A 25,544-nucleotide genomic window follows, 5' to 3' on the forward strand; every position below is an offset into this window, starting at 1 on the left:
GCATATAGAATGCGCCTTTCAGGCATCCTCTCCTAAAAACTTTTATGGAGCCAGTGTTCGCACTGGCTCCCTTTTTTTGTCCTGAATCCATATTAACCGTGTGATTAACTCTATGCAATCATAGAAATAAAGCCGCGGGGTTTTGAGATATCCCTCTTTCAGGTCTGCAGGAATTTACCTGGTATAATGGGGAAAGCCCGGCAAGGGGTTTGCAATGCACCGTTGCAATTCCTAGTTTGATTTTTCACAAGATATTTTTTCCGAAAATCAAAATGACGGGACGATTATATGCCAGCAGACACAGCCGAAGGCCGCAAGTTGCAGGTTGCCAGCGCCAGACCGGAAGATAGCGGGCGCGGACTTGCCCGGATCAGCCGGGATATCATGACGGAAATCGGTGTAATGGAAGGTGACGTCGTGGAAATTGTCGGCAAGCGCTCCACACCTGCGCGCGCAGTTTTACCCTATGCCGAAGATGAAGGCCTGGAGCTGGTTCGCTTGGACGGATTACAGCGCGCCAATGCGGGCATTGGTTCAGGGGATTTTGTCCGCATCAAGAAATCAGAAGCCAAGCCTGCCAAGCGTGTTGTACTGGCACCTGCACAAAAGGATTTACGGTTGCAGGGGAATACGGGCGCTCTCAAGCGTACATTTGCGGGGCGGCCTATTACGGCCGGCGATTTTGTCGCGACACATGGCCAGCAAAGGGTTGATCGCGGCGATATGCCGCCACAGCTACAGCAGATGCTGGCGGCACCAGCCTATGCATTGGCCGAAATCAGGCTGGTGGTCGTATCGACCGCGCCGCAGGGATTCGTGCATATTGATGCCGATACCGAAGTTGAGCTGCGTCCAGAATATGAAGCGGCGACTGAAATGCGCCGCGCCGATGTCACCTATGATGATATTGGAGGGATGGTCGAGACAATCGACCAGCTCCGCGAGATGGTGGAGTTGCCGCTGCGCTATCCCGAGCTGTTCACCCGGCTGGGTGTTGACCCGCCGCGCGGTGTATTGCTGCATGGCCCTCCGGGTACCGGCAAAACGCGGCTGGCGCGTGCGGTCGCCAATGAAAGCGATGCCAATTTCTTCCTGATCAACGGCCCTGAGATTATGGGGTCGGCCTATGGTGAATCCGAAAAGAAATTGCGCGAGATATTTGAGGAAGCTTCAAAATCGGCGCCATCCATCCTGTTTATCGACGAGATCGACTCGATCGCACCGAAACGGGAAAATGTGCAGGGCGAGGCGGAAAAACGCCTCGTTGCCCAGCTTTTGACCCTGATGGATGGCCTGGAAGCGCGCGTAAACCTAGTAGTGATTGCGGCGACCAACCGGCCCGATGCCATCGATGAAGCGCTGCGTCGTCCGGGACGTTTTGACCGCGAAATTATTGTCGGTGTGCCGGATGAGGCCGGACGCCGCGAAATATTTGCAATCCATACCCGCGGCATGCCGCTGGCGGATAATGTCGATCTGAAAGAGCTGGCCCGCACCACATACGGATTTGTTGGTGCAGATATTGCCGCGCTGTCGCGTGAAGCAGCGATTGAGGCTGTGCGGCGGCTGATGCCAAAACTCAATCTGGAAGAAGGGACTATCCCCGCAGATGTGCTAGATACGCTGAGCGTGACGCGCGATGATTTTATGGAAGCGGTCAAGCGCGTTCAGCCATCAGCGATGCGTGAGGTCATGGTTCAGGCGCCTGATGTTGGCTGGAATGATATTGGGGGCCTTGATGATGCGCAGGCGCAGCTCAAGGAAGGGGTTGAATTGCCGCTCAAAAACCCGGATGCTTTTCACCGGCTCGGCATTCGCCCCGCCAAGGGCTTTTTGCTTTATGGTCCGCCGGGAACAGGCAAAACGCTGCTGGCCAAGGCGGTCGCCAAGGAATCAGATGCCAATTTTATTGCCACCAAGTCGTCTGACCTGCTGTCAAAATGGTATGGCGAGAGCGAGCAGCAGATCGCCCGTCTCTTTGCGCGGGCAAGGCAGGTGGCGCCCTGCGTGCTGTTTATCGATGAGATTGATTCGCTTGTGCCTTCACGCGGAAAGAGAGGTGCGGCCAGTTCAGGCGTAACGGACCGTGTCGTAAATACGCTCCTGTCCGAAATGGATGGGCTGGAGGAATTGCAGTCTGTAGTACTTATTGGCGCGACCAATCGGCCAAATCTTGTTGATCCTGCATTACTACGGCCGGGCCGGTTCGATGAACTGGTCTATGTCACTGTGCCTGACGAAAAGGGCCGTCGCCGGATACTTGGCATCCACACCGATGAAATGCCGCTTGCGAAAGATGTTGACCTGGACAGCATAGCCGAACGCACCGATCGCTATACGGGTGCTGACCTGGAGGACTTGGTCCGGCGTGCGGGGCTTTTTGCGCTGCGCGAAAAGGGGTCGGATGTAGATGAAGTCTCCATGGCCAATTTTGAAAAGGCGCTGGAGGCATCACGGGCATCTGTCACGCCTGAAATGATCGAAGAATATGCCACCATTGAGAGCAAGCTGCGCGAAAAGGCGATGCGGGTTGATTCAATGGGCTTTGTGGCACCAGGCATGCTTAAATCCACACGCGAAAAAAAGCATGAAGACTGATCCATATACCGGATTTGCTGCGGCCGGTGTTAGCCTTCTATGACCTTGGTTTCAGGGTGGTGCTTGTCGAGATGTTTGCGGATAATACGCAGGTTTTTCGTGTTGGAACGGTACAGGAAGTCGAACAGGTCGCCTGCAAGCGGTACGGCCCCGAGCAGGGCATCTATGCCGACATTGGCGGCCATGCGTGTCATCTGGAACTTGGACATGCCAAGGTTGCGGGCTTCCCATACCATGTAGGCGCCCATTGCCGCGGTGATAATATCGCCGACAACGGGCACTAGTCCGACAATCGAGTCCAGCCCGACATGCCGGTTAATCCCGGGAATTACGAAGCTGCGTTCCAGCACAAGTTCAAGTGCTTCCACACGTTTACGGATGGCTGCTGGGTCTGTGCCAAGCTGCGGAAAATTCGCTTTGATCTGATCCAGTTGTTCCTGACTGACATAGTCAGCCGGATTGTTCATTTTTTCGGGGCGTATTGCCATCCCCATCCTCCCAAAAACCTTACCTTGCACTCTATTTGGGGATTACTGCCAGATTGGGCAAGGGGTGATAGCCAAGCGGGTTGAGCGCAAAGCCTTCATATTCCTCTTTTATCAGGCTCCAGCGTATGGGCTGTCCCAGTACAATAAAGCTGTGGTAACTCGCCATACTCTGTTCCACCTGCGCCATTATCCGTGCGCGTTCGGAAAGGTCTATGGCGCTTTTGGCCTGTTTAAGCAGCGTATCGCCTTTTTTGTCGCATATGTTCCTGCGCCCGCACGAAAGCTGATTGAGATACCAGGCCACGCCATTATAGCTTGCGACTTCATCAATCAGGCGCAAATCGGCATTGGCTGTATGCGCAACACGCTCACTGATCAGTCCGATGGCCTGCAAATCTCCGTTCACAGTTGCAAATAGCATGTCCGCACCGGGCCCCTGTGGCAGTGCGATGCGCAGAACCGGCGTTTCGCCATTATTGGCAACCCAGCCATCAATGCGGCGCTTGGCGACTGAACGCCGCGCTGCCATGCCCAGATCGTTCCATGGTTCTTCGGCAATGCTGTCATAATCGTCCACAAAGTCAGGAATGATCCTGTTGGTGATGTCTTCTGTCTCGATATTCAGGGCGGTGCGGAAACGGGAACGATCAACAGCCATGGAAATAGCTTCGCGTACCACACTATCAGACAGGAATTTACTGTCTTCAACAAATAGCAGGCCAAAAAGGCCGGATACCGGGTCAATCCGGATTTCGCTACGGTTTACCTGAGCAATGCTGATCAGCGGTAAATTCTGAAACCGTCCGCCTGTGACAATTTCCGCAAAATCCATCTGATAGCGTGAAATGGCCTGCGCCGCTGTATCTGCGCGCAATGTAAGGGCAGGAATTTCAGGGTTTGGAACATCATCCGTATCTTCATCTCGTTCGTCAACGGGAACCATAAAATCAATACGTTGTCCCGTGACGACCTTTGTAAGAGGTCCGGTACCCAGGCCATTGCGGCTGATACCCATTTCAGGCTGTGCCAGTATTTGCAAAAGGTCTGGATCAGCGGAAGAAAGACGTATTTCGACGACCCGTCCAGTCATGGACCGTATGTCGCGTATTTCGCTTAAATCGCGCCCTAGGCGGCCCTGCCTTTCCATTTTAATGCGCTCACGCAATGCGCCCGCGACTTGGCGCGCTGTCACTTCACTGCCGTCGGCCCACTTTGTATCTTTCAGTCGGAATATGAAGCTTTGTCCATCATCCGTGACGATCCACCGCGCCGCCAGCGCGGGCACCAGTTGCCCGGTAGAATCATGTGCAACCAACCCCTGCGCCACGGCGCCGCGCACAAGGCGTGGACCTGGTGACAGGTTGCTACGCTCTGTGTTGAAAATGGATGAGTCGTTGTCAATTACCGAAATATCGAGTGTCTGGTCCGCGTTGCTACCGCAGGATGCCAGCAAGAGCGCCGTCATACCTGTGTAGCAGCGCATTTTGACAGACAGGGCGATATGTCCGGGCATGGTATCGGCAGCCTTCCTCATTCATGTGAGTCCTGCAGCGATAATGTAGCGCTTGGATGAATATTGGAAGCGTTATCTTGCCATCCCAACACACGCGGAGCCACAAGTGAGCGGGTAAGGTAATAGTAAAGCGGTATGACAGGCGCGTCGGCAATCAGGATCGTTTCGGCTCTCTGCATCTTTTGTGTCCGTTTTTCCGGATCAGCCTCCGCCATGGCTGTTGCCAATGCCTTGTCGAATTCAGGGTTGCTATAGCCCGAATAGTTTCCCGGCCCACTGCCTGACATATGGACCAACAGGAAATTTTCAGGTGCGGGGATATCCGCGATCCAGCCCGAACGCGCCATGGTAAAATCACCACGCCGCATGCTGGCAAAATGCAGTGCCGCTTCGCTATTCAATATACGCGCCTCTATGCCCAGTTCTCCCCACATTGCGGCCAGGGCAACTGCCATGCGGCGGTGTTCGGTCGAACTGTTTATGCGGATGTCGAATGTGAGCGGGTTGTTGGGTGAATAACCCGCATCCAGAAGCAGGTCACGGGCCATCTTGCGTCTTTTTTGCAAAGGCTTATTTGCCCAGTCTGGCTTGATTTCATCCCCGCCATAAAGCGCGGGTGGTACAACGCCCCATGCAGGGGGTGTATGCAATATGGAAAGTTTGCGTGACAGCCATTCCCTATCGACTGACATAGACAAAGCCTGCCGCACGCGGCTGTCATCAAAGGGCGGTTTGCGGGTGCTGAGCGTGAAATAATAGCTACCAAGATAAGGGCCGCTGCGCACGGCATTACCCAGTTTTTCCCCTAGCCATTCATGCCGACTTTCCGGATAGTCAGTGGCGATGTCAGCGCCACCACCCATGAATAGGCGCATGGCGGTCAGGCTGTCTTCTACGGGTTTCCATCTTATGTTCGCTATGGCCACAGGCGCATCATGCCATGCCGGATTGGCGGCCAGTTGCAACTGGTCATTCAATCGCCAGCCTGTAAGCCGATATGCCCCGCTGGTGACGAGCGGGCGATCAGCTGTCCAGTCATCACCCTTCGCAGCAATAATGTGCAATGGCAGGGCGGCGAGAGCAGGATGTGCGAACAATGCAGGCAATTGCGGCATTGGCTGTTTAAGCTTTACTTTCACTACCTGATCATCTGGTGCGGATATGCCGTCTATAACGGCGAAAAGCGGTATGTGCGGCGATGCAGTCTGCGCCGAGTGGAGCCTATCCCATACAGCCGGGAACAGTTCGGCTTTTATCGAGGTTCCATCGGAAAAATGCAACGCATCACGCAATGTGAATGTCCAGGTTAATCCACCATCGGAGACGCGCCAGCTTTCGGCCAACCCAGGAATGGTCTCTCCCATAGCGTTAAAGCGAGTGAGGCCCTCAAACTGGTCCATGGCCACACGCATGCTGGAAAGGTCACCATATTTTTGTGGGTCGAGCCCGCGTATCTCGGAGTCTGCGAGGCGCAGCAATGTATCTGCTGGTTTGTTATTGCTACCGATATCGGCAGGGCTGCATGACATCAGCGTAAGGCCCAAGGTTAGCCACAGAAGAGATATAATATGCTTCATGAGCGCCAACACTATCGGCTTTCCGGTTTTCTGGCCATCCATAAACGATGCCGCAAATAAAGACTTTTGCACGCCTTCATCTGAAGCCTCGCATTGACGCCATCACGGCTTTGCGGCACTTTGGCTGGGTCAGCCTGTGACAGACCCTAAAAGGGCGGGGCGATATACGAGGAGGGTGTGGTGATGCCGAAATATCAGAAAACAGCCATAGCGTTACTATGCGCCAGTGCGATGGCGTTTGCTTCATGTGGAGAAAATACTGGCACAAGGGGAAAGACCGAAGTCGCCAATAGCGCTTATCCCGAGCAGGTTTTTTGGGGTGACACGCATCTGCACACGTCGAACAGCATTGACGCCTTTGGTTTTGGCAACCGGCTGGATGCGGAATCCGCGCTGCGTTTTGCCCGCGGTGAGCAGGTGACGTCGACCAAGGGGACAGAGGCGAAACTCGATCGCCCACTCGATTTCCTAGTCATTGCGGATCATGCCGCCGCCATGGGTGCCACCAAGGCGCTGTATGAAGCGCCGCGCATGTTTATCCGTGATGATTTCCTGCTGCGCTGGTATGACATGATGCACGAAAGCGAAGAAGGTTCACTGCGGGTTACGGCAGAGCTGATCGACGGGGCCGCCAATGGCACCCTGCCGGAAAGCCTGACCGATGCGGATGCACAGTCAGAGCGTGTTGGTGACCTGTGGAGCGAGCACGGCAAGCTCATCGACGATTATAATGAGCCTGGCAAATTCACCGCGTTTATGGGTTTTGAGTACACACCGATGCCGCAGGGCAACAACCAGCACCGCGTCGTCATGTTCCGCGATGACAGCGACAAAGTGACGAAAGTCATTCCTTTCGCATCGACCCTGTCCCAGGATCCAGAAGACCTCTGGGCTTATATGGACAACTATGAAGTGAATACAGGCGGCAAGGTACTGGCCATTCCGCATAACAGTAATGTGTCGGGCGGCACCATGTTTGCCGCGACCAAGGCGGATGGCAGTCCGATTGACCGGGCCTATGCGGAAAGCCGCGCAAAACATGAACCGATTGTCGAAGTGACGCAGATCAAGGGGGATAGCGAGAGCCATCCCTTCCTGTCACCGAATGACGAGTTTGCGAGCTTTGGCGTCGCAGGATGGGACAAGGCCAATCTGAGTGCGACACTGGAAACCATCGATGACATGCAGGAGGCGAATTATGTCCGGTCCGCGCTCAAGAACGGCATGAAAATCATGCTGGATGTTGGCGTGAATCCGTTCAAGTTCGGCATGATTGGTTCGACCGATTCGCACACATCGCTAGCGACGGCGGATGAAGATAACTTCTTCGGCAAGCATACCGGCAATGAGCCTTCGGAAAAGAACCGGGCGATCACGCCGCAGAATCTGGGCACGCGAATGGGGCGTTTTGGCTGGCACTATCTGTCGAGTGGTTATGCCGCCGTCTGGGCGACCAGCAACACGCGTGAAGCGATTTTCGATGCGATGCAGCGGCGCGAAACCTATGCCACCACCGGACCGCGCATGACCGTACGGTTGTTCGGCGGCTGGGATTTTACCGCCGAGGACATGGATGCCGACTGGGTGAAGGCGGGCTATGCGCGCGGCGTTCCCATGGGCGGTGGTTTGAGCGGAGGGGAGGGCAAGGCGCCCGCATTTCTGGTCAGCGCGCTGATGGATCCGGAAGGGGCGAATCTGGACCGGGTGCAGATTGTCAAAGGCTGGGTTGATGCGGGCGGTGAAGTGCGGGAAAAAATCTACGATATCGCCTGGAGCGATATGGAAAACCGGCGGCCCGGTGCGGATGGAAAAATTCCGGCTGTGGGCAGCACGGTGGATTTGAGCAAGCCCGGCTACGACAATTCCATCGGCGCGGCGGAGCTTGCGACATTCTGGCAGGACCCTGATTTCGATGCGGACAATCAGGCATTTTACTATGTCCGTGTGCTGGAAATACCTACCCCGCGCTGGCCAGTCTATGATGCCGTGAAATATGGCTTCACCTTGCCGGATGAGGTTATCAAGGTGCATCAGGAACGCGCCTATAGCTCGCCCATCTGGTATAGTCCGAAAGGCTGACCCACGCTGCCATGACATTCGCCGGTTTTGTCAAGTTTCTGGTTCGCGAACCGCTGGTGCACTTCCTGCTTGCGGGCGGGCTTGTCTTTGCGCTTTATGGATGGAGCGGAGCCGGGCGTGATGCCGAAACTTACCGAATTACGGTAAGTGAGGAAGAAATCCGCACTCTGGCCGCAAACTGGATGGGCACTCGGCAGCGTCCGCCGACCAAGGCGGAAATGAAGGGCCTGATTGAGAGCCGTATCCGTGAGGAAATTTTTTACCGCGAAGCGCTCAGGCTGGGATTTGACCGTGATGATGTGATTGTCCGCCGCCGGATGGCGCGTAAGATGGAGTATCTGGCCGAACAACAGGCGAATACGGATGATCCAGGTGATGCCGTGTTGCAGACATATCTGGAGGTCAACCCGGAGGTATATGGCGGGAATTCTGTAACCAGTTTCCAGCAGATATATATGGGCCGTGACGCGGTGGAAGATGCACCAGAAACACTGCGCAGCCTTAATGCCGGGACGATTGATCCCGGTAGCCTCAGGCAGAAAATTTCACTTCCCGCACGGGTTGAAAATGCAGATAAAGATGCGATTGCACGGCAGTTTGGTAGCGCTTTTGCTACTCGGTTGAATGATATTGAAACAGGCGCATGGACAGGCCCGGTAGAATCCGGTTTTGGCTGGCATCTTGTACGGATCGATAGCCGTACTGCAGATGATACTGTCAGGCTTACCGATATCCGGCAACGTGTTCTGAACGATTGGCGCGCACAAAAGATCGCGGCGCAAAAGACAGCGGTTTATCGCGATCTGCGCAGGCAATATGACGTGCGTGTTGCGTCTTTCCAATGAGGTTTTTCCGCTATCTGTTTGTCTTTCTCACGTTGTGTATGACGATCCTGCCTGCACAGGCGGATGAGATACGTCCCGGCTATCTCGAATGGACCGAAACAACATCGGGTGAATGGCAAGTCCTGTGGAAAGCGCCACTGAATAGTCGCATCGTCAGCGCGGGCGCGCCGGTCATTCCTGAAAGATGCAGGCAGGAAAACGAACCGCGGCAGGAATTTACTGCGGCGGCGCGGCTTACCACTTACACCCTGCAATGCGGTGACTTACAAGGCATGGTGCTTGGCATGGCTGGGCTTGATGCCGATGATGCGAACATATTGCTGCGGGTGCAGCCGCTTGATGGCGCGCTGCAGACATTGCAGCTCACAGCGGCTCAGCCGGTTGTCACGCTGCTTGAAGCTGCGCACGCCGAGAATGTGGCCTGGACCTATTTCGTGCTTGGTATGGAGCATATATTGGCGGGGTTCGATCATTTGCTGTTTGTAATCGCGCTTGCCCTGTTGTTGCATGCCGGGCGGAACGGCGCGTTATGGCCCATTGCAAAAGCGGTGACAGCCTTTACCGTGGCGCATTCGCTGACCCTGGCAGGTACGACACTTGGCTTTGTCTCCTTACCCATCTGGCCGGTTGAGGTGGTCATTGCACTGTCGATTATTTTCCTTGCCGTGGAAGTGGTAAAATCGCGAAATGAAGCTCCACGTTTGTCACAGCGCTTGCCATGGATTGTCGCTTTCCTGTTCGGACTGCTCCATGGTTTTGGCTTTGCAGGCGCGCTGGCCGAAATTGGCTTGCCAGAGGGAGACGTGCCGATGGCGCTGCTCACATTCAATCTAGGCGTCGAGGCTGGCCAGTTACTGATTGTCGCCGCCGCTTCGGCGTTATTATGGCTGATCTTCCGCAGGGACAAGTCTAGCTATAAAGCAATCCGCATAACTGCCGCCTATGCCATTGGCATTACAGCATGTTTTTGGTTTATTGAGCGATTGATTTCGTAGAATCTATTCCGCCTGCGCCAGCACTCTTTGTGCAGCTTTCAGATGCGGGACATCGAGCATCTTGCCGTCCAGTCCGACCACGCCGCTGCCGGGGTTGTCAGCAAAGGCAGCCACTACGCGAGCTGCATGGGCCACTTCCTTTTCCGACGGGGTGAATGCTTCGTTGATGACCGGGACCTGCGCGGGATGGATCGCCATGCGTCCGCTAAATCCCTCGCTACGCGCGGCCAGACAGGCGGTGCGCAGGCCTTCGCTGTCGCGGAAGTCGACATAGACGGTCTCGACTGCTTCGACGCCACTCGCATGCGCCGCCATAAGGCACATTGAGCGCACCATTTTATATGTGAAGGCCCATGTTCCGTCCGCGCCTAGGTTGGTGCTGGCACCCAGCGCTGCCGCCAGGTCTTCCGCGCCCCAGGTAAGGCCGTAGAGCCGGGTAAGGCCTGCGCTTGCATATTCGCCCAGGTAAAAAGGCGCGATTGCCGTTTCGGTCGTGAGTGGTAGGATTTTGACTGAGCCTGTGTCCAGCTCTGACTCCATTTCCATCGCGTCCAGCCACTGTGAAAGCGTGGCGACATCTGCCGGGCTGTTCGCTTTGGGCAACATGATACCGTCCGGCTGACCGGCAATTATCGCGGCGAGATCGTCTTTTGCCATGCCGCTGTCCATCGGATTAATCCGTACCCAGAGCTGGCACACACGCTTGCCCGGCGGCCTGTCCGCAAGCGCAGCAGCGGTCAGCTTTCGTGCGGCCGCCTTGTTATCCATCGCCACGGCATCTTCCAGGTCGAATATAATGGCATCGGCACCAGTAGCATCAGCCTTGGCAATTTTTTTTTCGCTGTCGCCGGGAATAAAAAGGAAAGAACGGATTGGTTTCATGTGAAATCCTTAGCCTTTCGGTTTCTTGCGCTGCAGGCCGGAGCGGATACAGCTCGCGACTAGCTCTTCATGCTGGTTATAGGCGCGGTGCTGGAATTTGACGATGCCCTGTTCAGGGCGTGATTTGCTTTCCCGAAGCTCGATGACTTCGGTCTCCACACGGATCGTGTCACCGTGGAACAGTGGTTTGGGAAAACGCACCTCATCATTGCCCAGATTGGCGACCGCAGTGCCCAATGTGGTGTCACCCACTGAAATCCCGACCATCAGACCGAGTGTGAAATAGCTGTTGACCAACCGCTGCCCGAATTCGGTTTCCTGTCTGCAATATTCATCATCCAGATGCAGTTGCGCCGGGTTGTGCGTCATGGCGGTGAACAGAAGGTTGTCGGTTTCAGTCAGCGTGCGGCGGATATCATGGTGGAAAACCTGCCCCACCTCCAGTTCGTCAAACCATTTACCTGCCATGTTTTGCTCCCTTGAATATATCGTCCCCTGATATGGGCGGCGCAATGAACAATCAACAACTCACTCACATTCCGGTGAAATCAGGTAATTGTCATTTTCGTCAATCTCTGCCGTATAGGCCTGCGTGTCTGGTCGCCAGTCCTGAAGCTGCGCGCTGCCCATCGTGAAATCATCTCGTTCGGCATATATCTGCGCTTCGGCAGATACCGGATGCACTTTTGTACCATCGGTATAGGTAAGCGCGGGGCGCCTCTCGCCGGGGCGGAGTGTGATTGCACCCTGTGCACTGGGCCCGCGCGCTTCCATGCGGATATAGAGCCGGACTGGATAGGAACAGGTATTTTCCACTGCCAGCCCGGTATTGTCGGTGGCGCGTGCCTTTCTATCAAAGGCGGACAGCGTGATATAGCCCAGTAGATTATCCTGGTTGGCATCTATGATCTCGCCAAAGCCGCCCGCAACCTCGCCGACATAGGATACGGTGCGACTTGCCGGAACAGTGCCGATAATACTGCCATCGGGGCGGTCCAGCAACGGTGTATCTTCCTGCACCTCACGGCGCACATTGGTCTGGCTGATAAATGCTGGTGGTGCGGTGTCAGGGGGCGTGTCGGCATAGGAATAGACATAATGGCCGCAATGCGCACCCGATGTAATCTGGTACCAGTTCTCTTGCGATTTGTCGCGGGCGCGGCGCAGTTCCAGTTGGTCGCCGCGTTTGACTGTGCCGATCTTGCGGTTGGAAACACCGGCTCCGGCCCGCACATTGGTGTCACGGTCCATGTAAAGCGTATCTGCTTCGCTTGCCATATTGCGGCTGACATAGCCTTGCCCCGTGCCTTCGCACATATTGGGTGGACGGGTGTCGCCTGCCTGATCATCCAGCTGGCTAAAGCTGCCGTCCTGCATGCATTTTTCAAGTAAGAACACCGATCCGAGCAAGCCCAGGACGATGATGACATTGCGCCGTGTCTTGCTCTTTTCAGGTGGCAGCTGCATTTCCGGCACGATAATGTCGTTAGGCTGGGGAGTTTCCGGATATGGGTCAGCCGCTGGTGGAAGCGCTTCTTCGGCTTTTGCTTCAGGTTCAGCAAAACCTTCAATCACGCCCTGTTCAAGCAATTCCCAGCCATCAACTCCTTTTACCATGACCGCCGGGCGGATGAGTTTCAACCGTTCGCCCGGCACCATCAGAAAATGATGCGCAAATGGATTTTCAGCTGATTTCTCGCGATATCTTTCCCAATTGATATAACTGTCGCTGCCCGGAACCAGATGGGCCTTATGCTCTTCCTCTTCATCAGGAATAAGCCAGAAACGCGGCCGTTTGTCCTTTGCAAGGATAGCCGGGTCCTCGCTAGTGCGGTTATTCAGCGCATAGGGCAGGTAGGTTTCATCAAAATCGAGCAGGTCTGCGGGGGTGTCGATGTCGTTATAATCGGTGATGATATCAAAGGCATAACCTGTCAGTCCTTCTGGCGGCGAGGACGCATGTGCCACAGCCCCAGGCTGCACGCTATTATCCACCCTATCTGCAAGAGGCTTTCCTCCTGCATCGGGCTGATCGTTTGCAAATGGTGATCTGGATTTTGGCTGTTCATCCTCTTGTTCCGGTCTGCCAAATTCTTTCAGCAGGTCGGTGAGTTGCGGACAATCGCGCGCCGCCATTTCCTCTCGCTCGCCCAGCGCGGCTTCGTAAATGATCCGTGTGTCACTGCGGATATCGCCCAGCCGCACTGCTGTCTTCAGGTCAGCGGGATGGTATAGCCGCCTGTTATGGCGACCAATCTTTACATTTATGGCGGGATAAAGGCTGGTTTCGTCAGACATATTTGTCTCTCGTTATATCGCCGCAAATTAATTTTGCGAATCTTATCCGTATTGTCTATGCTATACACCTCTTTGAAGAGATGCCCGGGCAAGGCAAGCGTTAGGAAAGAATATATTGGCAAGACAGAAAACCAAGAAGACCAACTCCCCGCTGCCCCTAATTTTGATAGCTTTGGCTGTGCTTGTTCTGGCTGTTGGCGCGGGTGCATTTTATTTCTTTAATTCCAGTGATGAAGAGATAGCTGAAACGGCGCAGCAATGCGTTCCTGCGCAGGTTTCGTCCATTTTAGGCATTAATGGCGCGGTGAAGGCAGCGCCCGCGAAAATCAATATTTATTTCGATGGTTCGGGCGGTATGGCGGGCTATGTCAGCCCCAGTCTGGGCAGTGCCAATGCGATTGGCAACCTGATCAGCGCGACGCGCAATTTTACGCAGAGCGGTCTGTACCAGAACGGGCAGGGCGAGATAGTGTTCCGCAGCTTCGGTACGAAAGTCAGCGATCCCATCGCGCAGCCGGAAAGTTTTGCCCGCCCTGCAGCCTATCGCTGTCCGCAGGGCGGCTGTGACAATCAGGAGACACGCATTGATACATTGCTGCGGCATATCAATGCGGAGCGGCGGCAGGGCAATGCTGCGCGCACGGAGCTCAACATCATCGTCACTGACCTGATGCTTGATAACAAGGACGCGGTGGACAGTTTCGAGGCATCCGTGGGCGGGCAGCTGCGCACTGCGGTGATTGAGGAAAACCTCGCCGTCGGCATCATGGGCGTGCGCACCGGTTTTAACGGCAATATCTATCATGAAGGTCGCCGGTTTAATGCCAAGGTGCGCCGCCCGCTGGTGCTGTTGATGATCGGGCAACCCAAACATGTACGCGCCTATCGTGACTATCTACAGACTTCCGAGATTCCAGGTTTTTCCAAAACAAGCGCAGATCAGGGTGACATGGCCTTCGCGCTGTTCGGGCAGGAAGCAGGAGCGATGCAGCTGACAGAGCCGCAAGTGCGTAAAACGGGCAGCGGTTTTGCCAAGACCCGCGTGACGAAAGATGAGCGGCTGCTTGCTCTATTTGGCAACCTTCCGCAATTTGGTGCGCGCAAATCGGATGCTGCTGGCGGTGAAGGTGCGGGGTTGGCCATGAGGCTTGCGGCCAATGCCAATGTCGCGGATTATGAAATTACCGGTAATAAGCCGCGCTATACATCATCCGTTTGGCGGCTAAATGCAAATATGGCGGATAACGCCGCCTGCGCGCCAAATGCGCTTTGGTCGAAAACTGCCGCGCTTCCATCGGACGGCTGGATTGTAGAGGGGCAGGACGTTGGCTATCTGCTTACTATGGACCGGCTTGATACATCATCCATGCGCAGCAAGGGCACCTATCTGGTGCAGCTTGTGGCGGGGCAGTCGGGACTTGCCGTGCCGCATGAGGCCGCGGCATGGATGGATGACTGGGCGATGGCGCCAGAGCAGATCACCAGCAACCTGACAAGCGGTAAGCCGGGCATTGGCGCACCCGGTCTGTCGCGGCTGCGGCGGATTCTGGAAACTGAACTGGATACAAAGGGACGCGATTCCATTCCGCGTTCGGCAACACATTTTATACTCAGGGTTGAGTAACAGCATTTAAGGGAGAGGCTTCGTATGGCGACAGCAGCAGCTAAATATCTTGGCATCTGGTTTCTGGTTATGGTGATCGGCGCGGGCCTGATCTATTTTTCGACCGGTTCGTCATCGACAATGAGCCCTGCGGTAAAAGCGCAATATGAAGAAAACTGCGTAGGCACCGGAAGCGGTTCAGCCTCTGGTGGTGGTTTTTTTGATGACAATGGAGGCAGCAGCGCCGATTGCTATGATGCGGCCGAACGTGCGTTGACGGTCGAGGCGGAGCAGGCGCGAGGTAACACCATGTACTGGTATTTCCTGGGCAGCCTAGTGCCGTTGGCGCTTGGCGTTATTTTCGCAGTGCAGGTCACATTGGCAGAGGCCAGCGCGGCCACGCCATCGGCTTTTTCCGGCCTGAAACCGAAATGGTGGCTCTATTGGGGTCTGATTACGGTGGGCGGCATTATATTTGCCGTGCTGGCGCATTTTACCGGCAGCTTTGACGCATGGGCCGCAAAAATGACGGTGGCGCGCGGTTGGGGCATTCCGATTGCTTTCGTCATCCTGTCGTGGGTTGCTTATTGGGGTGGTACGAAATGGGCGACGCCAGAGAAAATGCAACCTTCGCTGCCGTTATAAACGTACGCAAGGCGCTTTTGCGCGCCCGGGGAATTATCCGGACATTGTTTCGGGCATAAGAGGATAGAATATGGACATTATTATCGGCGTGGGCGGAACAGGCGCAAAAGTGGTCGAGGCGGCAGTACAGCTTGCCACGATAGGTATCGGCCCGACCGAGCTGCGAGTTGGTTTTGTCGACCAGGACAAGAGCAATGGCAACCTGAACCGCGCGCAATATGCCTTGTCCAACTATATCGAGGCGCGTAGCGCATGGCGCGGGCCAGAGGGTAGTCATAAACTACACGGCAGCGAGGATTGTCCGATCCTGCGCACCAATATCGAAACGATTGATGGCGGTAGCGGCCTTTGGGTTCCTGACGAGCGTAGCGGTTCCACGCTCAGTTCGATTTTCGGCGCGATGCAGGAGGACAATTATCTGTTCGATGCATTGTTCGAAACCGGCAAGGTGGAAAAGGATGAAGAGCAGGATATGCCGCTTGATGAAGGCTATCGCGGCCGTCCGCATCTGGGGGCAGCGGCGATTTCAGCGCGTGCGAATAGCGGTAGTGGTTTCTGGGATGCGATTACCGAGGCGATCAAGTCAGTGGGTTCGGGCTCGCGCGTCAATATTATGATTGCGGGATCGGTTTTTGGCGGAACAGGTGCGGCAGGCTTTCCGACACTGGCGCGTATTATCCGCGACCGGCTGCGCGAAGAGAAAATTAGCTCCAATGTCCATATTGGCGGTGTGCTGATGCTGCCTTATTTTGGCTTTCCGGACCCCGATGAAGACGAGAACCAGAATGTTGCGCGTGCCAATGAACAGCTGATGCAGTCTCGCGGTGCGCTGCGTCATTATGAGAATATGCTGAGCTCGCAGCATATTTTTGACCAGCTCTACCTGATTGGTTGGAGCCCGTTTTTCGTGATGGACTATCATCAGCCCGGCGCAGGCGATCAGCGCAATCCGGCATTGCTTCCCGAAATGCTGGCAGCGACAGCTGTGCATAAATTCTTCACTGCACCCGCCGCACCCGATGCCGAAGGTGTGCAGCAGATAAATGTGTCCGCCCGTGCCAATGAACGCGCGCTGAGCTGGCCCGATATCCCAGCGATGGGCACAAATGGTTCGCGTGAATTCCATGAGAAATTCGGGCAGTTCCTGCGCTTTGCAGCGGCGTTCAAATATTGGAAAGCGCATCTGGATGATGACAGCAGCCGCAAGGCGGTCCACAAACAGGCCTGGTATAAGGCGCAGGGGCTTGACCAGCTTGATTGGCAGAATAACAGCCCGTCCGAAAATATCACCCGGCTTGATCTGGTGGTCGATGATTTTATCCGCTGGTGTGCAGCCATGGAGGCTTATGCGCGCAAGGATGCTAATTTCACGTTTAACCTCTGGAACGTCATGGGCATGGTCAAGGGCGTGGATTTCAAACGCCCCAATCAGGATGCGGAAGTGGCTATCAGCCTTTCCGATGACGACTATGCCCAGTTTTTCGAAAGCGTGGTTAGCAAGCATGGTACATCGGATGACCCAATGCCGGATTCCGCTGAACTGGCCGACGGGCTGACTGAAGATTCATTTGAGGATGAACATGACGGTATGGGCAGCATGATTGCTGCGCTTTACACCTATTCATCCGTAAAAGAAGTTTGATTGAAGGACGCACAGGCATATGGCAATTTATAACCTCCCGCCGCTGACCAATGAGAAATTTGCCGACCCCGATGTAACGGGTGTGTGGGAACCGTCCGGGCGGCTGGACGATATGGCAGATTCGCTGGTTATTGCGGCCGAAGAAGTCAATATTGATGGCTTGAAATCGCTGCCTGATCCATGGGCGCGGCCGCTGCTTTTTTCTCAAGCACTAACGACCAAGGGGCATGTCGCGGCTAATGACGCGCGGGCACAGTGGCGCGGCCTGATTGCATTGCTCGCGCTACGGAATTTCTTCCGCGACAGCTATATCCTGCAGCTTGTCAATTATGATCTGGATGACATGTCGCTGGGTAACCCTGGCTTTCGCCGGATGCTCCGCCAGTTAATGCCGCATGAGACAATCAGCCGCGAAGCGGACTGGAGCAAGATGGGCGTCATCACGTTTCAGGCTACTTCCGAAGATGTGTTTGCAACCGGCGAGCCAAAGGCCATTGGCATGATGGTGCCCAATTGCCTGGTCGCGCCCGCACGAGGCGCACGCAAGATCATCCATGCCGATATTCCGTGGATGCGCGAGGGTCTTGATGATCCGATCCGCTGTGAAGGCATGTCGGGTGATCACTGGGTGGCACTGCACAATTATCTGGGGAAATTGTTCCTGCATCTAAATCAGCCAGGCCTGCCCGAAGAGGCCAAGTTTATTCGTGATCAGATCAAAGCATTTGCGGAAGATTGTAAGGCGCGGATGGCAGAGGCAAGCGCGGCACCCTATGACCTTGAATATGAGGCAGTGACTGATGTGCTGCCAAATTCATTTTACGCTCCGCTCAACAATATTCCGAAACAGCCTGATATCAGCCGCGGACCCAAGTCACAGGCGCTGCTTAAGCTGCGCACCCGCGAAGATGGACAGGATCTGGCCAAGGATATTGCCAGCGGTATCATCCTGATTGATCCCGATTTTGCAGACCGCACATTGGGCCGCCCTGCACAGGATATCCGCATATGGGGCAATTACACGCTACGCGATGCCGAAACTCCGAACATTCTTGCCAAAATCGCTGAAGATGCCGCGCGTGAAGGTTATGCGGTAATTACATCCGATGCGCTGCTGACGCACAAGCTAACCAGCATCAACAATGACGGGCGTGTCGATGCACATATGAAGGAATGGGCGAATTTCCTGTTGCCGATCAGTCCGGCGGCATTGCTGCTTCTGGGGCGTGAAAACCTGAACAATCAGCTGCGCCTGATTGACAAGGGCGATGCCTATGAGGTGCAGCTCGACCTGGATGTGATCCCGGGCAGTCCCCGGGAACCGGCGATGACGCACACGGTGATCCGCCGCTATTCCAAAAAAGACGGCATGATGTCGAAAGGCATTAACGAAGATCTGATCTTCTGGCCAAACATCAGCAATGCTGACTGGCCATGGACTTTCATGCGGTACAGCTTCAACCCAAATTATGATATGCGTCCGCGCTTTGCAGTGTCGGGCAAGAGCCTTGCCGCAATGATTGAAGTACGCGCAAAGGATAGCCATTCGGGCGGGATATCGCTGCTGCGCGACCTTGCCTCGCCCAATGACCTGGTGGCGGAGCGCGGCGATGCTTTTTTTGCCGGTGATATGGGTGAGATCAAGGACGGTGATGGCAACCTTATCATGCACCGCACTGCCTTTGCCGACCTGCAAACCGCAGTTGGAGAACAGCATATACTGGGCAAAGGCGCTGAGGCGCTATTCTTCGCAGCAACTAGTGATGAGCAAGGTGAACAGGTGCCAGCTGGCTGTATATTGCTGCCTAAAAACACGCGACCGACACAGCAGGGCGAACTGCATGTTGCGGTTGATTTTGGCACCACCAATACTGTGGTTTATGCGAGCGCGGGCCGTGACGCAGAGCCGGTGAATTTTGCCAACCGCGTGGTCAAGCCGTTCAGCCATATGGGCGCGGAAAATGATGTGTTCGCGCTCGATTGCGTCGAATTTTTCCCGGCGCACGAACAGGAATCGCCTTTCCCGACAGTGATGAAACGCCGCAAATTTGACATACAGGGCGCCAGCAGTGTGCAGCGACTTGCAAGTTTCCCCTATCACGGCATGGCCGATATGATTTTCTTTATGCCGGAAACCGAGCAGAAACTGAAGGAAACACTGAAAATGATGGAGGGCGATAATCTTGTCTTCCAGCTGAAATGGGACACCGATCCCAAGGTGCGTCGGATGGTAAAGCGCTTCCTGCGCCAGCTTATCCTGATGTCGAGCGTCGAAGCGATGGACAAGGGCTATTTGCCGGAAAATATCAAATGGCATTTTTCCTATCCGCAGGCGTGGCGCAACACACAGGCGCATGATTTCAAAAGTTCCGCTACGCAGGCGTGGAAGGAAATTATGGGACCGATTTGCGGGCCCAAGGCGCAAGCGAAAGATTATCTGCATTTCGAAACCGAGGGTGCAGCGGCGTTGCGTTATTTCATCAATGGCGCGGAACATGCGGGGCAAGCAGGCAGCATGGTCGCGATGTTCGACATTGGCGGCGGTACGACAGAAATCGCGTTGTTCAAAGATGAACAGACCATCTGGCGCAGTTCGTTCCGTATTGCGGGCGGCCATTTCTTCACGCGGTTCCTAGCCAATAACCATGAAATTTTCGACGAGATGGGCGACAGTGAATTTGGTCAGGCCATGGACAAATATGGCGCAGGCAAGAGCATGCAGGATATGGTCGAACTGCAGGTCAGCCAGACTGACTTTAACGCCAAATTTGACCAGAGCTATACGATGTTCAGCGACACCGATATCGGCAAGGGTCTGCGTTATAGCGCAGCTACCGCGCTCGCAGGTATGTTCTATTATACGGGACTTGTGCTGCGCAAATGTCTGAGCGACGGAGTAATTAGTAAGCAGGATGTGCATGATATTACCGTCGCCTTTGCTGGCCGTGGCGCGAGCTTTTACCGGCAATTGGGTGATGTGCAGGATGCTGACAGCTATCTGGGCCAATTGTCAGCCATTATATCTGATGTCGCGCTGGTCAGCAGCGGTGATGCAGAGAGCGATAACGGATGGTCGCCATCGAGCGCGCGGCTTACTGGGCTTTTCTCTTCACAGCCAAAGCATGAAGTCGCCAATGGCATGCTATGTGATCCGCTCGATATTTCGCGCACACGCGTCACCAACGCAACGCCGCTGGGCGAATATGTCACCATGGTACAAGATGGCACAAGCACCGAAATGCAATCCACGGCGGCGATTGAGAAAATCGACAAGGATGCCCGACTTGATATGCTGGGTGATGCAGAATTCCTGAATTTCATCGAATTGCTAAAGCTTCGGCTGGGCCTGAATATTGCCGTTGACAGCAAGAACGGTGTTGCGAAACGCGAAATTGATAATAAGGCGCGGCGTGAACTGAACCGCAATCTGAGCGATTTGGCCCGCGACCTGGATGACGAAGATACTGAAGATACACAGGAAATCGAACCGCCGTTTATTTCCAAACTGCGCGCGCTGGTGGAGATACTCAGCAAGCCGGTGGAAGAGCGCAAGGAAATGCTGGTGGTCAAACACGGCGACCCGCGCTGGTAATTGGTTGATTTGGAGGGAGGGAGCAGGACGAATGGATAAGGCGCGCAAAATTCTCTTGGCCGCATTGTTTGGTGCATCCCTTGCTGTTGCAGCATGCAGCGATAGCGCCAATGCGCAACGGGGCGATCCAACTGAGGAACAAACAATAGGCCTCAGTAATGAAGACTCGAATGTGGATTTGCTCGCTCACCAGAACCGGGAACTTGAGGTCCGTGTAGGAACGCTTGAAGAGCAGGCAAAGACTGTACGCGATGCATCCATGCCCATTGGTGATTTGCTATTATGGCTAATTGCGATGACCGGTCTGGCCGCTGGGATATTCGCGATGCTCCGGCTGCGCGCCATACGGGCGGAAATAGATGGTCTGAAGGCGCGGCTGCAAAAACGAAGCGGATCTTCGAGTGTTGAAAATGAGCTGAATATGCTGAAAGGCCAAGTCAGCAATATGTCCGCTGATTACCGTGAGTTTAAGGATAGTGTATCCGGTAAACTGGCTGCGGGTGGAGGTGCTGCTGTGCCGCCGCAGCTTCCAGCCTCAAAAGATGTTATCGGCGAAAAATATGTGGCGGTGGATACCAGTAAGGCGCCCCATCAGGCAAAGACTGTGGCAGCTCCTGCACAGCCGCCTCCACCCCCGGATGACAGTGCATTTCTGCAAAAAATGGCCACCGCGTTCAATGCGATTGAAAGCCCGGAAGACATTGCTGCCTTTGAGACTGAATTTGCGCCGCAGGCTTTCACCAATGACCGTAATAGCGGGGTTGCCAATATTTTTGAGGACCGGCGGGCACGCTTTTGGCTTGTCAAAAGCCCGACACAGCAGGGTAAGGCTTATCTAATTCCTGGCTCAGATGCGAAGCGCAACTGGCTTAAATTCAAAGACAAGGTTCCCGACCATCCTTTCGAACACCATTTTGCCTTCAGCGCAGGTGGCAGTTTGAGGCTTGTAAAACCTGCCATAGTTGCCGAAGGGGGTGAGGGCTGGGAATTACGTACACTAGGACAGATTGAAGGCGTACAATAGTCTTGTTTCTCGCTGTGATAGACACGGGCGTATCACTGGCTTTCACCGCTGCCTCTGCGGTGTTTTTTATGGGTCTTGTCGCCTGGATTTCCTATATCAAGACACGCGGCGAGGTGAATTCAAAAGATGGTTATTTCCTGGCCGGGCGCGGTCTGGGTGCGACATTTATTGCAGGCTCCTTGCTGCTTACCAATCTGTCGGCGGAACAGCTGATCGGTTTGAACGGTTCGGCCTATGGCGCGAACCTGAGCTCTATGGCCTGGGAAGTGACGGCAGCGGTGGCGACCATTACCATGGCGCTGATATTTCTGCCGCGTTATCTGGCCGGTGCATTTACCACGTTGCCCGAATTTCTGGATAACCGGTTTGATGCCGATGTGCGGCGGCTATCGGTTCTGTTGTTTATGGCGGGTTATGGCCTCGTCACCATCCCCTCGGTACTCTATTCAGGTTCTGTGGCAGTGATGCAGCTGTTCGACGTACCAGCGCGCACGGGGCTTGAATATTTCCCGGCCTTGGTCTTTACTGTTGTGACCATCGGCGTAACCGGCGCGCTTTATGCCATTTTCGGTGGTTTGCGCGCGGTGGCGGTGTCGGACACGATCAACGGTATCGGCTTGCTGTTCATTGGCATATTGGTGCCGGTGCTGGGGTTGATCGCCTTGGGCAGTGGCAACTTTGCCACTGGCGTGGCGGCCATCATGAGCGATCACCCCGAAAAGCTCAATGCCATTGGCAGTGCGAGTGATCCCACGCCTTTTGGCACGCTGTTTACCGGTATGCTGTTCGCCAACCTGTTTTACTGGTGCACCAACCAGTATGTTATCCAGCGCACATTGGGCGCGCAATCGCTGGCCGAGGGGCAGAAAGGTGTGCTCTTTAGCGGGTTTTTCAAAGTATTGGTGCCGTTCCTGATGATGATACCGGGGGTGATTGCCTATCACTTGTACGGGCCAGGGCTGGCATCGATTGATCTTGCTTATCCGCGGCTGATTGACGATGTGCTGCCGACCTATCTTACGGGGCTGTTCCTCGCCGTACTGCTCGGCGCGGTGTTCAGCTCTTTCAATTCGCTGCTCAATAGCGCGGCGACCTTGTTCACGCTCGACATATACGCACCGATGCGAAAAACCATGCCCAGCGATGCGGAGTTGATCCGTATAGCCAAAATAACCAGTATCATTATCGCGTTGTTCTCTTTTGCCGTGGCGCCGATGCTTTATTTTGCGAAAGACGGTTTGTGGCAGGTGATCCGGATATTCACCGGCTTTTATAATATCCCGATAGTTGTCATTGTTATTATGGGGTTGTTTACAAATCATATTCCTGCAATCGGCGCGAAAATCGTGATTGTCTTTCATGTTATCGCCTATGGCCTGCTGCGTTTTGTGTTTGACGAAGCGATCGATCTGCATTTCCTGCACCAATATGGTATTTTATTCGTGATAGAGGCCGGCATCATGTTTGTAGCCGGAAAATTGCAACCGCGCAGCGAAACCTATGTCCGGCCTGATCGTGCCAAGGTAGACATGCAGCGCTGGCATTTTGCCTATCCGACTGCGTTTACGCTGCTCAGCTGTGTGGTGGGGCTTTATTTGCTGTTTTCGAATATTGGTCTCGCGGTAGGGCAGGGCGTGCAGCCATTATTCCTCACGCTGTGTTCTGCGCTGATTGCGGCGAATATTGCGATATGGATATGGGCCGCCCTGCGCAAACAGCTTATTTGATAAGTGATGCCAGCACCCGGCGCTTGCCCTGAAAGGGCCGCCGTCCATGCATGACCAGGAAATTGTCAACTAACGCAACGTCACCGGATTGCCAGTTCAGGTCATAGCTTATGTCATTGGCAATATTGATGGCCAAAGCCATGTCCGCTGGATCAATTGCACTACCATCGCCGTAGGTGATCGATTTGGACGGATCATTGCGGCTATCCGCCCAGCCACGGAACGCAGCAATCAGCTGGTTGAAAAACACATGACGGCCATCCGGCATGATACGCACGGCATCCAGCACTGGCGTGGTGGCTTTCAGGGTATCACCGCCCAGCCATTTACCTGTATAACAGAGCGCGGCGAGCCGCGCCTCCGCCTCTGCGTGTGTGTCCACGCCCAATGTGCTGCGCCAGCTGCGTCCCTGCCCGGACCCAGTGTCATTTTCGGGCGGCATGATATTGGTATAGCGCACGCCCCGTTCCCTGAAGCGCTTTACAAGCGAAGGATTTTTGGCGTCCAGTTTCGAAAGCAGCATGTCGGACCGGCATAACGGGGTCGCGCCGCCTTTGTCCGCTGCGATCTCGCAGAAAAAGAATAACCGTGAAGGATATATCGGCGTTTGCGCCATTTCATGATGCAGGTAGATACTGGTTTCGGGCGGGGCCTCGTTGGCTGTGAAAACGCGCGGAGTCAGGTTGATCCGCACTGCGTTGGACAGTGATTTGGCATAAGGGAAATTTTCCGCGCCATAGGCAGTGACGACATGGTCAAAATCATCCGCATCCGAAATGCCGAATCCGCGAAACAGTATCGCACCCGTTTCGGCGAGAGCGGCGTCAATGGCAGTCTGGTGTGTCGCCATGATATCGGCCAATGCATCGCTTCCATCTGCCATCACTATTGCAGGGAAGGCTGCGCCGCTCCATTGCTGTTGATGCGCGCCAGTGCTGAAATGCAGAGAAGCGTTCATATGCCACCTCCAAAACCAAGTGGCACAGGCAGGCCGGTGGCGATGGATTGCTGCGCCGCAAGCCCCATTTGCACCGAACGCAGTCCATCAAGCGACGTGACCAGTGGAGGCGTGCCATTCGTCAGCGCTGCATGGAAATCCTGCAACTGGAACCAGGTGGCGCCATGATGGTCGCCCGCCTGCATGGCGCTTTTGGGAACGTCAATATGGGTGCGCACTGCACCTGACACGTCGCGCGGAGACCAGACAATATCGCCAGCGGGTATTTTGACTTCCATCTTGCCCGTGGGTCCCAGTGCGTAAATCTCTTCCTGCTGCTCGGATCCTTCGGCAAACATGCACAGATCAAGTACAGCCCGCCCCCCACCTGCAAAATCCACCAGAACATAGGCATTGTCGATTATGTCAGGCACTTCGCCACCATATTGCTCGTCCAGATGGTTTACATCCTGCGCGCCGCTGGCGAAGATACGCACCGGTTCATCCTGCAGGATAAGCCGCATCAGATCGAAAAAATGACAGCATTTTTCCACCAATGTGCCACCGCTATTGCGGTTAAAGCGGTTCCAGTCACCAACCTTTGGTAGAAAGGGAAAGCGGTGCTCGCGGATGGAGAGCATTTTCACGGGCCCCGTCTCGCCTGCATGCACCCGCCGGATAAAGGCGGATACAGGCGGCATATAGCGATATTCGAGACCAATCCAGACAGGCGGTGTATAACCCTGCACAAGGTCATGCAAAGCGCGAGCGTCTTCGCCTGCCGTGCACATCGGTTTTTCAAGCAATATGGCGGGACTATGCGGCATGACCTGCTGCATGACATCAAAATGCGTATGGTTGGGCGAAGCGATGATGACGGCATCTGGCTTCTTGGCCTGCAGCATTTCCTGGATATCGCTATAGCAATCCGGGGTATCGCCATATTGATTCGCAAGTGCAGCAGCAGCGGTGAGGGAGTGAGGATGCGGGTCCGCAAGCGCGACCAGATGCGCATCGTCAAGCAATGCAAGGTTTCGTATATGCTCGCACCCCATCATCCCGGCGCCGATAATGGCATAACTGCGTGCGCTGCTCATGT

General features: G+C 54.8%; 18 protein-coding genes. 10 read left to right on the forward strand and 8 right to left on the reverse strand.

Going from position 1 to position 25,544, the window contains the following annotated elements:
- Positions 1-288 precede the first annotated feature (288 nt).
- Positions 289-2,598 carry a CDC48 family AAA ATPase gene (locus G6Q15_RS08120; RefSeq protein ID WP_164117561.1) on the forward strand — a complete coding sequence of 770 codons (2,310 nt, stop codon included), beginning with the start codon at positions 289-291 and terminating at the stop codon, positions 2,596-2,598.
- Positions 2,599-2,627: 29 nt separating this feature from the next.
- Here the strand turns inward: G6Q15_RS08120 and G6Q15_RS08125 are convergent, their stop codons facing one another.
- The 3 genes from G6Q15_RS08125 to G6Q15_RS08135 are packed head-to-tail and all read right to left on the reverse strand — an operon-like array spanning position 2,628 to position 6,176.
- Positions 2,628-3,086 (reverse strand): DUF4112 domain-containing protein, encoded by a 459-nt coding sequence (locus G6Q15_RS08125; protein ID WP_240330812.1) that lies wholly within the window; start codon positions 3,084-3,086, stop codon positions 2,628-2,630.
- A 31-nt stretch (positions 3,087-3,117) separates the two neighbouring features.
- Positions 3,118-4,620, reverse strand: a complete 1,503-nt coding sequence (locus G6Q15_RS08130) for an ABC transporter substrate-binding protein (protein WP_164117563.1) — start codon at positions 4,618-4,620, stop codon at positions 3,118-3,120.
- Positions 4,617-6,176: a peptide ABC transporter substrate-binding protein gene (locus G6Q15_RS08135; RefSeq protein ID WP_164117565.1), complete on the reverse strand. Its 1,560-nt coding sequence runs from the start codon at positions 6,174-6,176 to the stop codon at positions 4,617-4,619. The genes G6Q15_RS08130 and G6Q15_RS08135 overlap by 4 nt, the downstream gene beginning before the upstream one ends.
- A 183-nt stretch (positions 6,177-6,359) precedes the next feature.
- Between G6Q15_RS08135 and G6Q15_RS08140 the strand changes: the two genes are divergently transcribed.
- Genes G6Q15_RS08140 through G6Q15_RS08150 form a run of 3 tightly spaced genes read left to right on the forward strand, consistent with a single transcriptional unit; the run spans position 6,360 to position 10,095 of the window.
- On the forward strand, positions 6,360-8,255 hold the full coding sequence (locus G6Q15_RS08140) for a DUF3604 domain-containing protein (protein WP_164117568.1): 1,896 nt from the start codon (positions 6,360-6,362) through the stop codon (positions 8,253-8,255).
- Between the two features lie 11 nt (positions 8,256-8,266).
- Entirely contained in the window at positions 8,267-9,100 is an 834-nt protein-coding gene (locus G6Q15_RS08145) for a peptidylprolyl isomerase (RefSeq protein ID WP_164117570.1), read from the forward strand.
- Between the two features lie 38 nt (positions 9,101-9,138).
- Entirely contained in the window at positions 9,139-10,095 is a 957-nt protein-coding gene (locus G6Q15_RS08150; RefSeq protein WP_164117572.1) for a HupE/UreJ family protein, read from the forward strand.
- 3 nt (positions 10,096-10,098) lie between these two features.
- Here the strand turns inward: G6Q15_RS08150 and G6Q15_RS08155 are convergent, their stop codons facing one another.
- The 3 genes from G6Q15_RS08155 to G6Q15_RS08165 are packed head-to-tail and all read right to left on the reverse strand — an operon-like array spanning position 10,099 to position 13,275.
- Positions 10,099-10,977, reverse strand: a complete 879-nt coding sequence (locus G6Q15_RS08155; protein WP_164117574.1) for a CoA ester lyase — start codon at positions 10,975-10,977, stop codon at positions 10,099-10,101.
- Positions 10,978-10,986: 9 nt separating this feature from the next.
- Positions 10,987-11,445, reverse strand: a complete 459-nt coding sequence (locus tag G6Q15_RS08160; protein WP_164117576.1) for a MaoC family dehydratase — start codon at positions 11,443-11,445, stop codon at positions 10,987-10,989.
- Positions 11,446-11,505: 60 nt separating this feature from the next.
- The gene (locus G6Q15_RS08165) at positions 11,506-13,275 is read right to left on the reverse strand and encodes an SH3 domain-containing protein (protein WP_164117578.1); all 1,770 of its coding nucleotides are present in this window, start codon (positions 13,273-13,275) and stop codon (positions 11,506-11,508) included.
- A 115-nt stretch (positions 13,276-13,390) separates the two neighbouring features.
- Here G6Q15_RS08165 and G6Q15_RS08170 point away from each other — a divergent pair, with 115 nt between their 5' ends.
- From G6Q15_RS08170 to G6Q15_RS08195, 6 genes are all read left to right on the forward strand, one after another.
- On the forward strand, positions 13,391-14,899 hold the full coding sequence (locus G6Q15_RS08170; protein WP_164117580.1) for a hypothetical protein: 1,509 nt from the start codon (positions 13,391-13,393) through the stop codon (positions 14,897-14,899).
- A gap of 24 nt (positions 14,900-14,923) precedes the next feature.
- A complete protein-coding gene (locus tag G6Q15_RS08175) occupies positions 14,924-15,523 on the forward strand; it encodes a hypothetical protein (RefSeq protein WP_164117583.1) in 600 nt (199 codons plus the stop codon).
- Between the two features lie 70 nt (positions 15,524-15,593).
- The gene (locus G6Q15_RS08180; RefSeq protein ID WP_164117585.1) at positions 15,594-17,165 is read left to right on the forward strand and encodes a tubulin-like doman-containing protein; all 1,572 of its coding nucleotides are present in this window, start codon (positions 15,594-15,596) and stop codon (positions 17,163-17,165) included.
- 19 nt (positions 17,166-17,184) lie between these two features.
- Positions 17,185-20,757: a hypothetical protein gene (locus G6Q15_RS08185; protein ID WP_164117587.1), complete on the forward strand. Its 3,573-nt coding sequence runs from the start codon at positions 17,185-17,187 to the stop codon at positions 20,755-20,757.
- 31 nt (positions 20,758-20,788) lie between these two features.
- Positions 20,789-21,781, forward strand: a complete 993-nt coding sequence (locus G6Q15_RS08190; protein ID WP_164117603.1) for a hypothetical protein — start codon at positions 20,789-20,791, stop codon at positions 21,779-21,781.
- Positions 21,782-21,783: 2 nt separating this feature from the next.
- On the forward strand, positions 21,784-23,508 hold the full coding sequence (locus tag G6Q15_RS08195) for a solute:sodium symporter family transporter (RefSeq protein ID WP_240330813.1): 1,725 nt from the start codon (positions 21,784-21,786) through the stop codon (positions 23,506-23,508).
- Here the strand turns inward: G6Q15_RS08195 and G6Q15_RS08200 are convergent.
- Positions 23,501-24,466, reverse strand: a complete 966-nt coding sequence (locus tag G6Q15_RS08200) for a TauD/TfdA family dioxygenase (protein WP_164117605.1) — start codon at positions 24,464-24,466, stop codon at positions 23,501-23,503. The genes G6Q15_RS08195 and G6Q15_RS08200 overlap by 8 nt on opposite strands.
- Positions 24,463-25,542, reverse strand: coding sequence for a Gfo/Idh/MocA family oxidoreductase (locus G6Q15_RS08205; protein WP_164117607.1), 1,080 nt, complete (start codon positions 25,540-25,542; stop codon positions 24,463-24,465). Before G6Q15_RS08205 ends, G6Q15_RS08200 begins: the two co-directional genes overlap by 4 nt.
- Positions 25,543-25,544 lie beyond the last annotated feature (2 nt).

The sequence above is a fragment of the Sphingorhabdus sp. Alg239-R122 genome (genome assembly GCF_900537065.1).
Lineage (GTDB): Bacteria > Pseudomonadota > Alphaproteobacteria > Sphingomonadales > Sphingomonadaceae > Alg239-R122.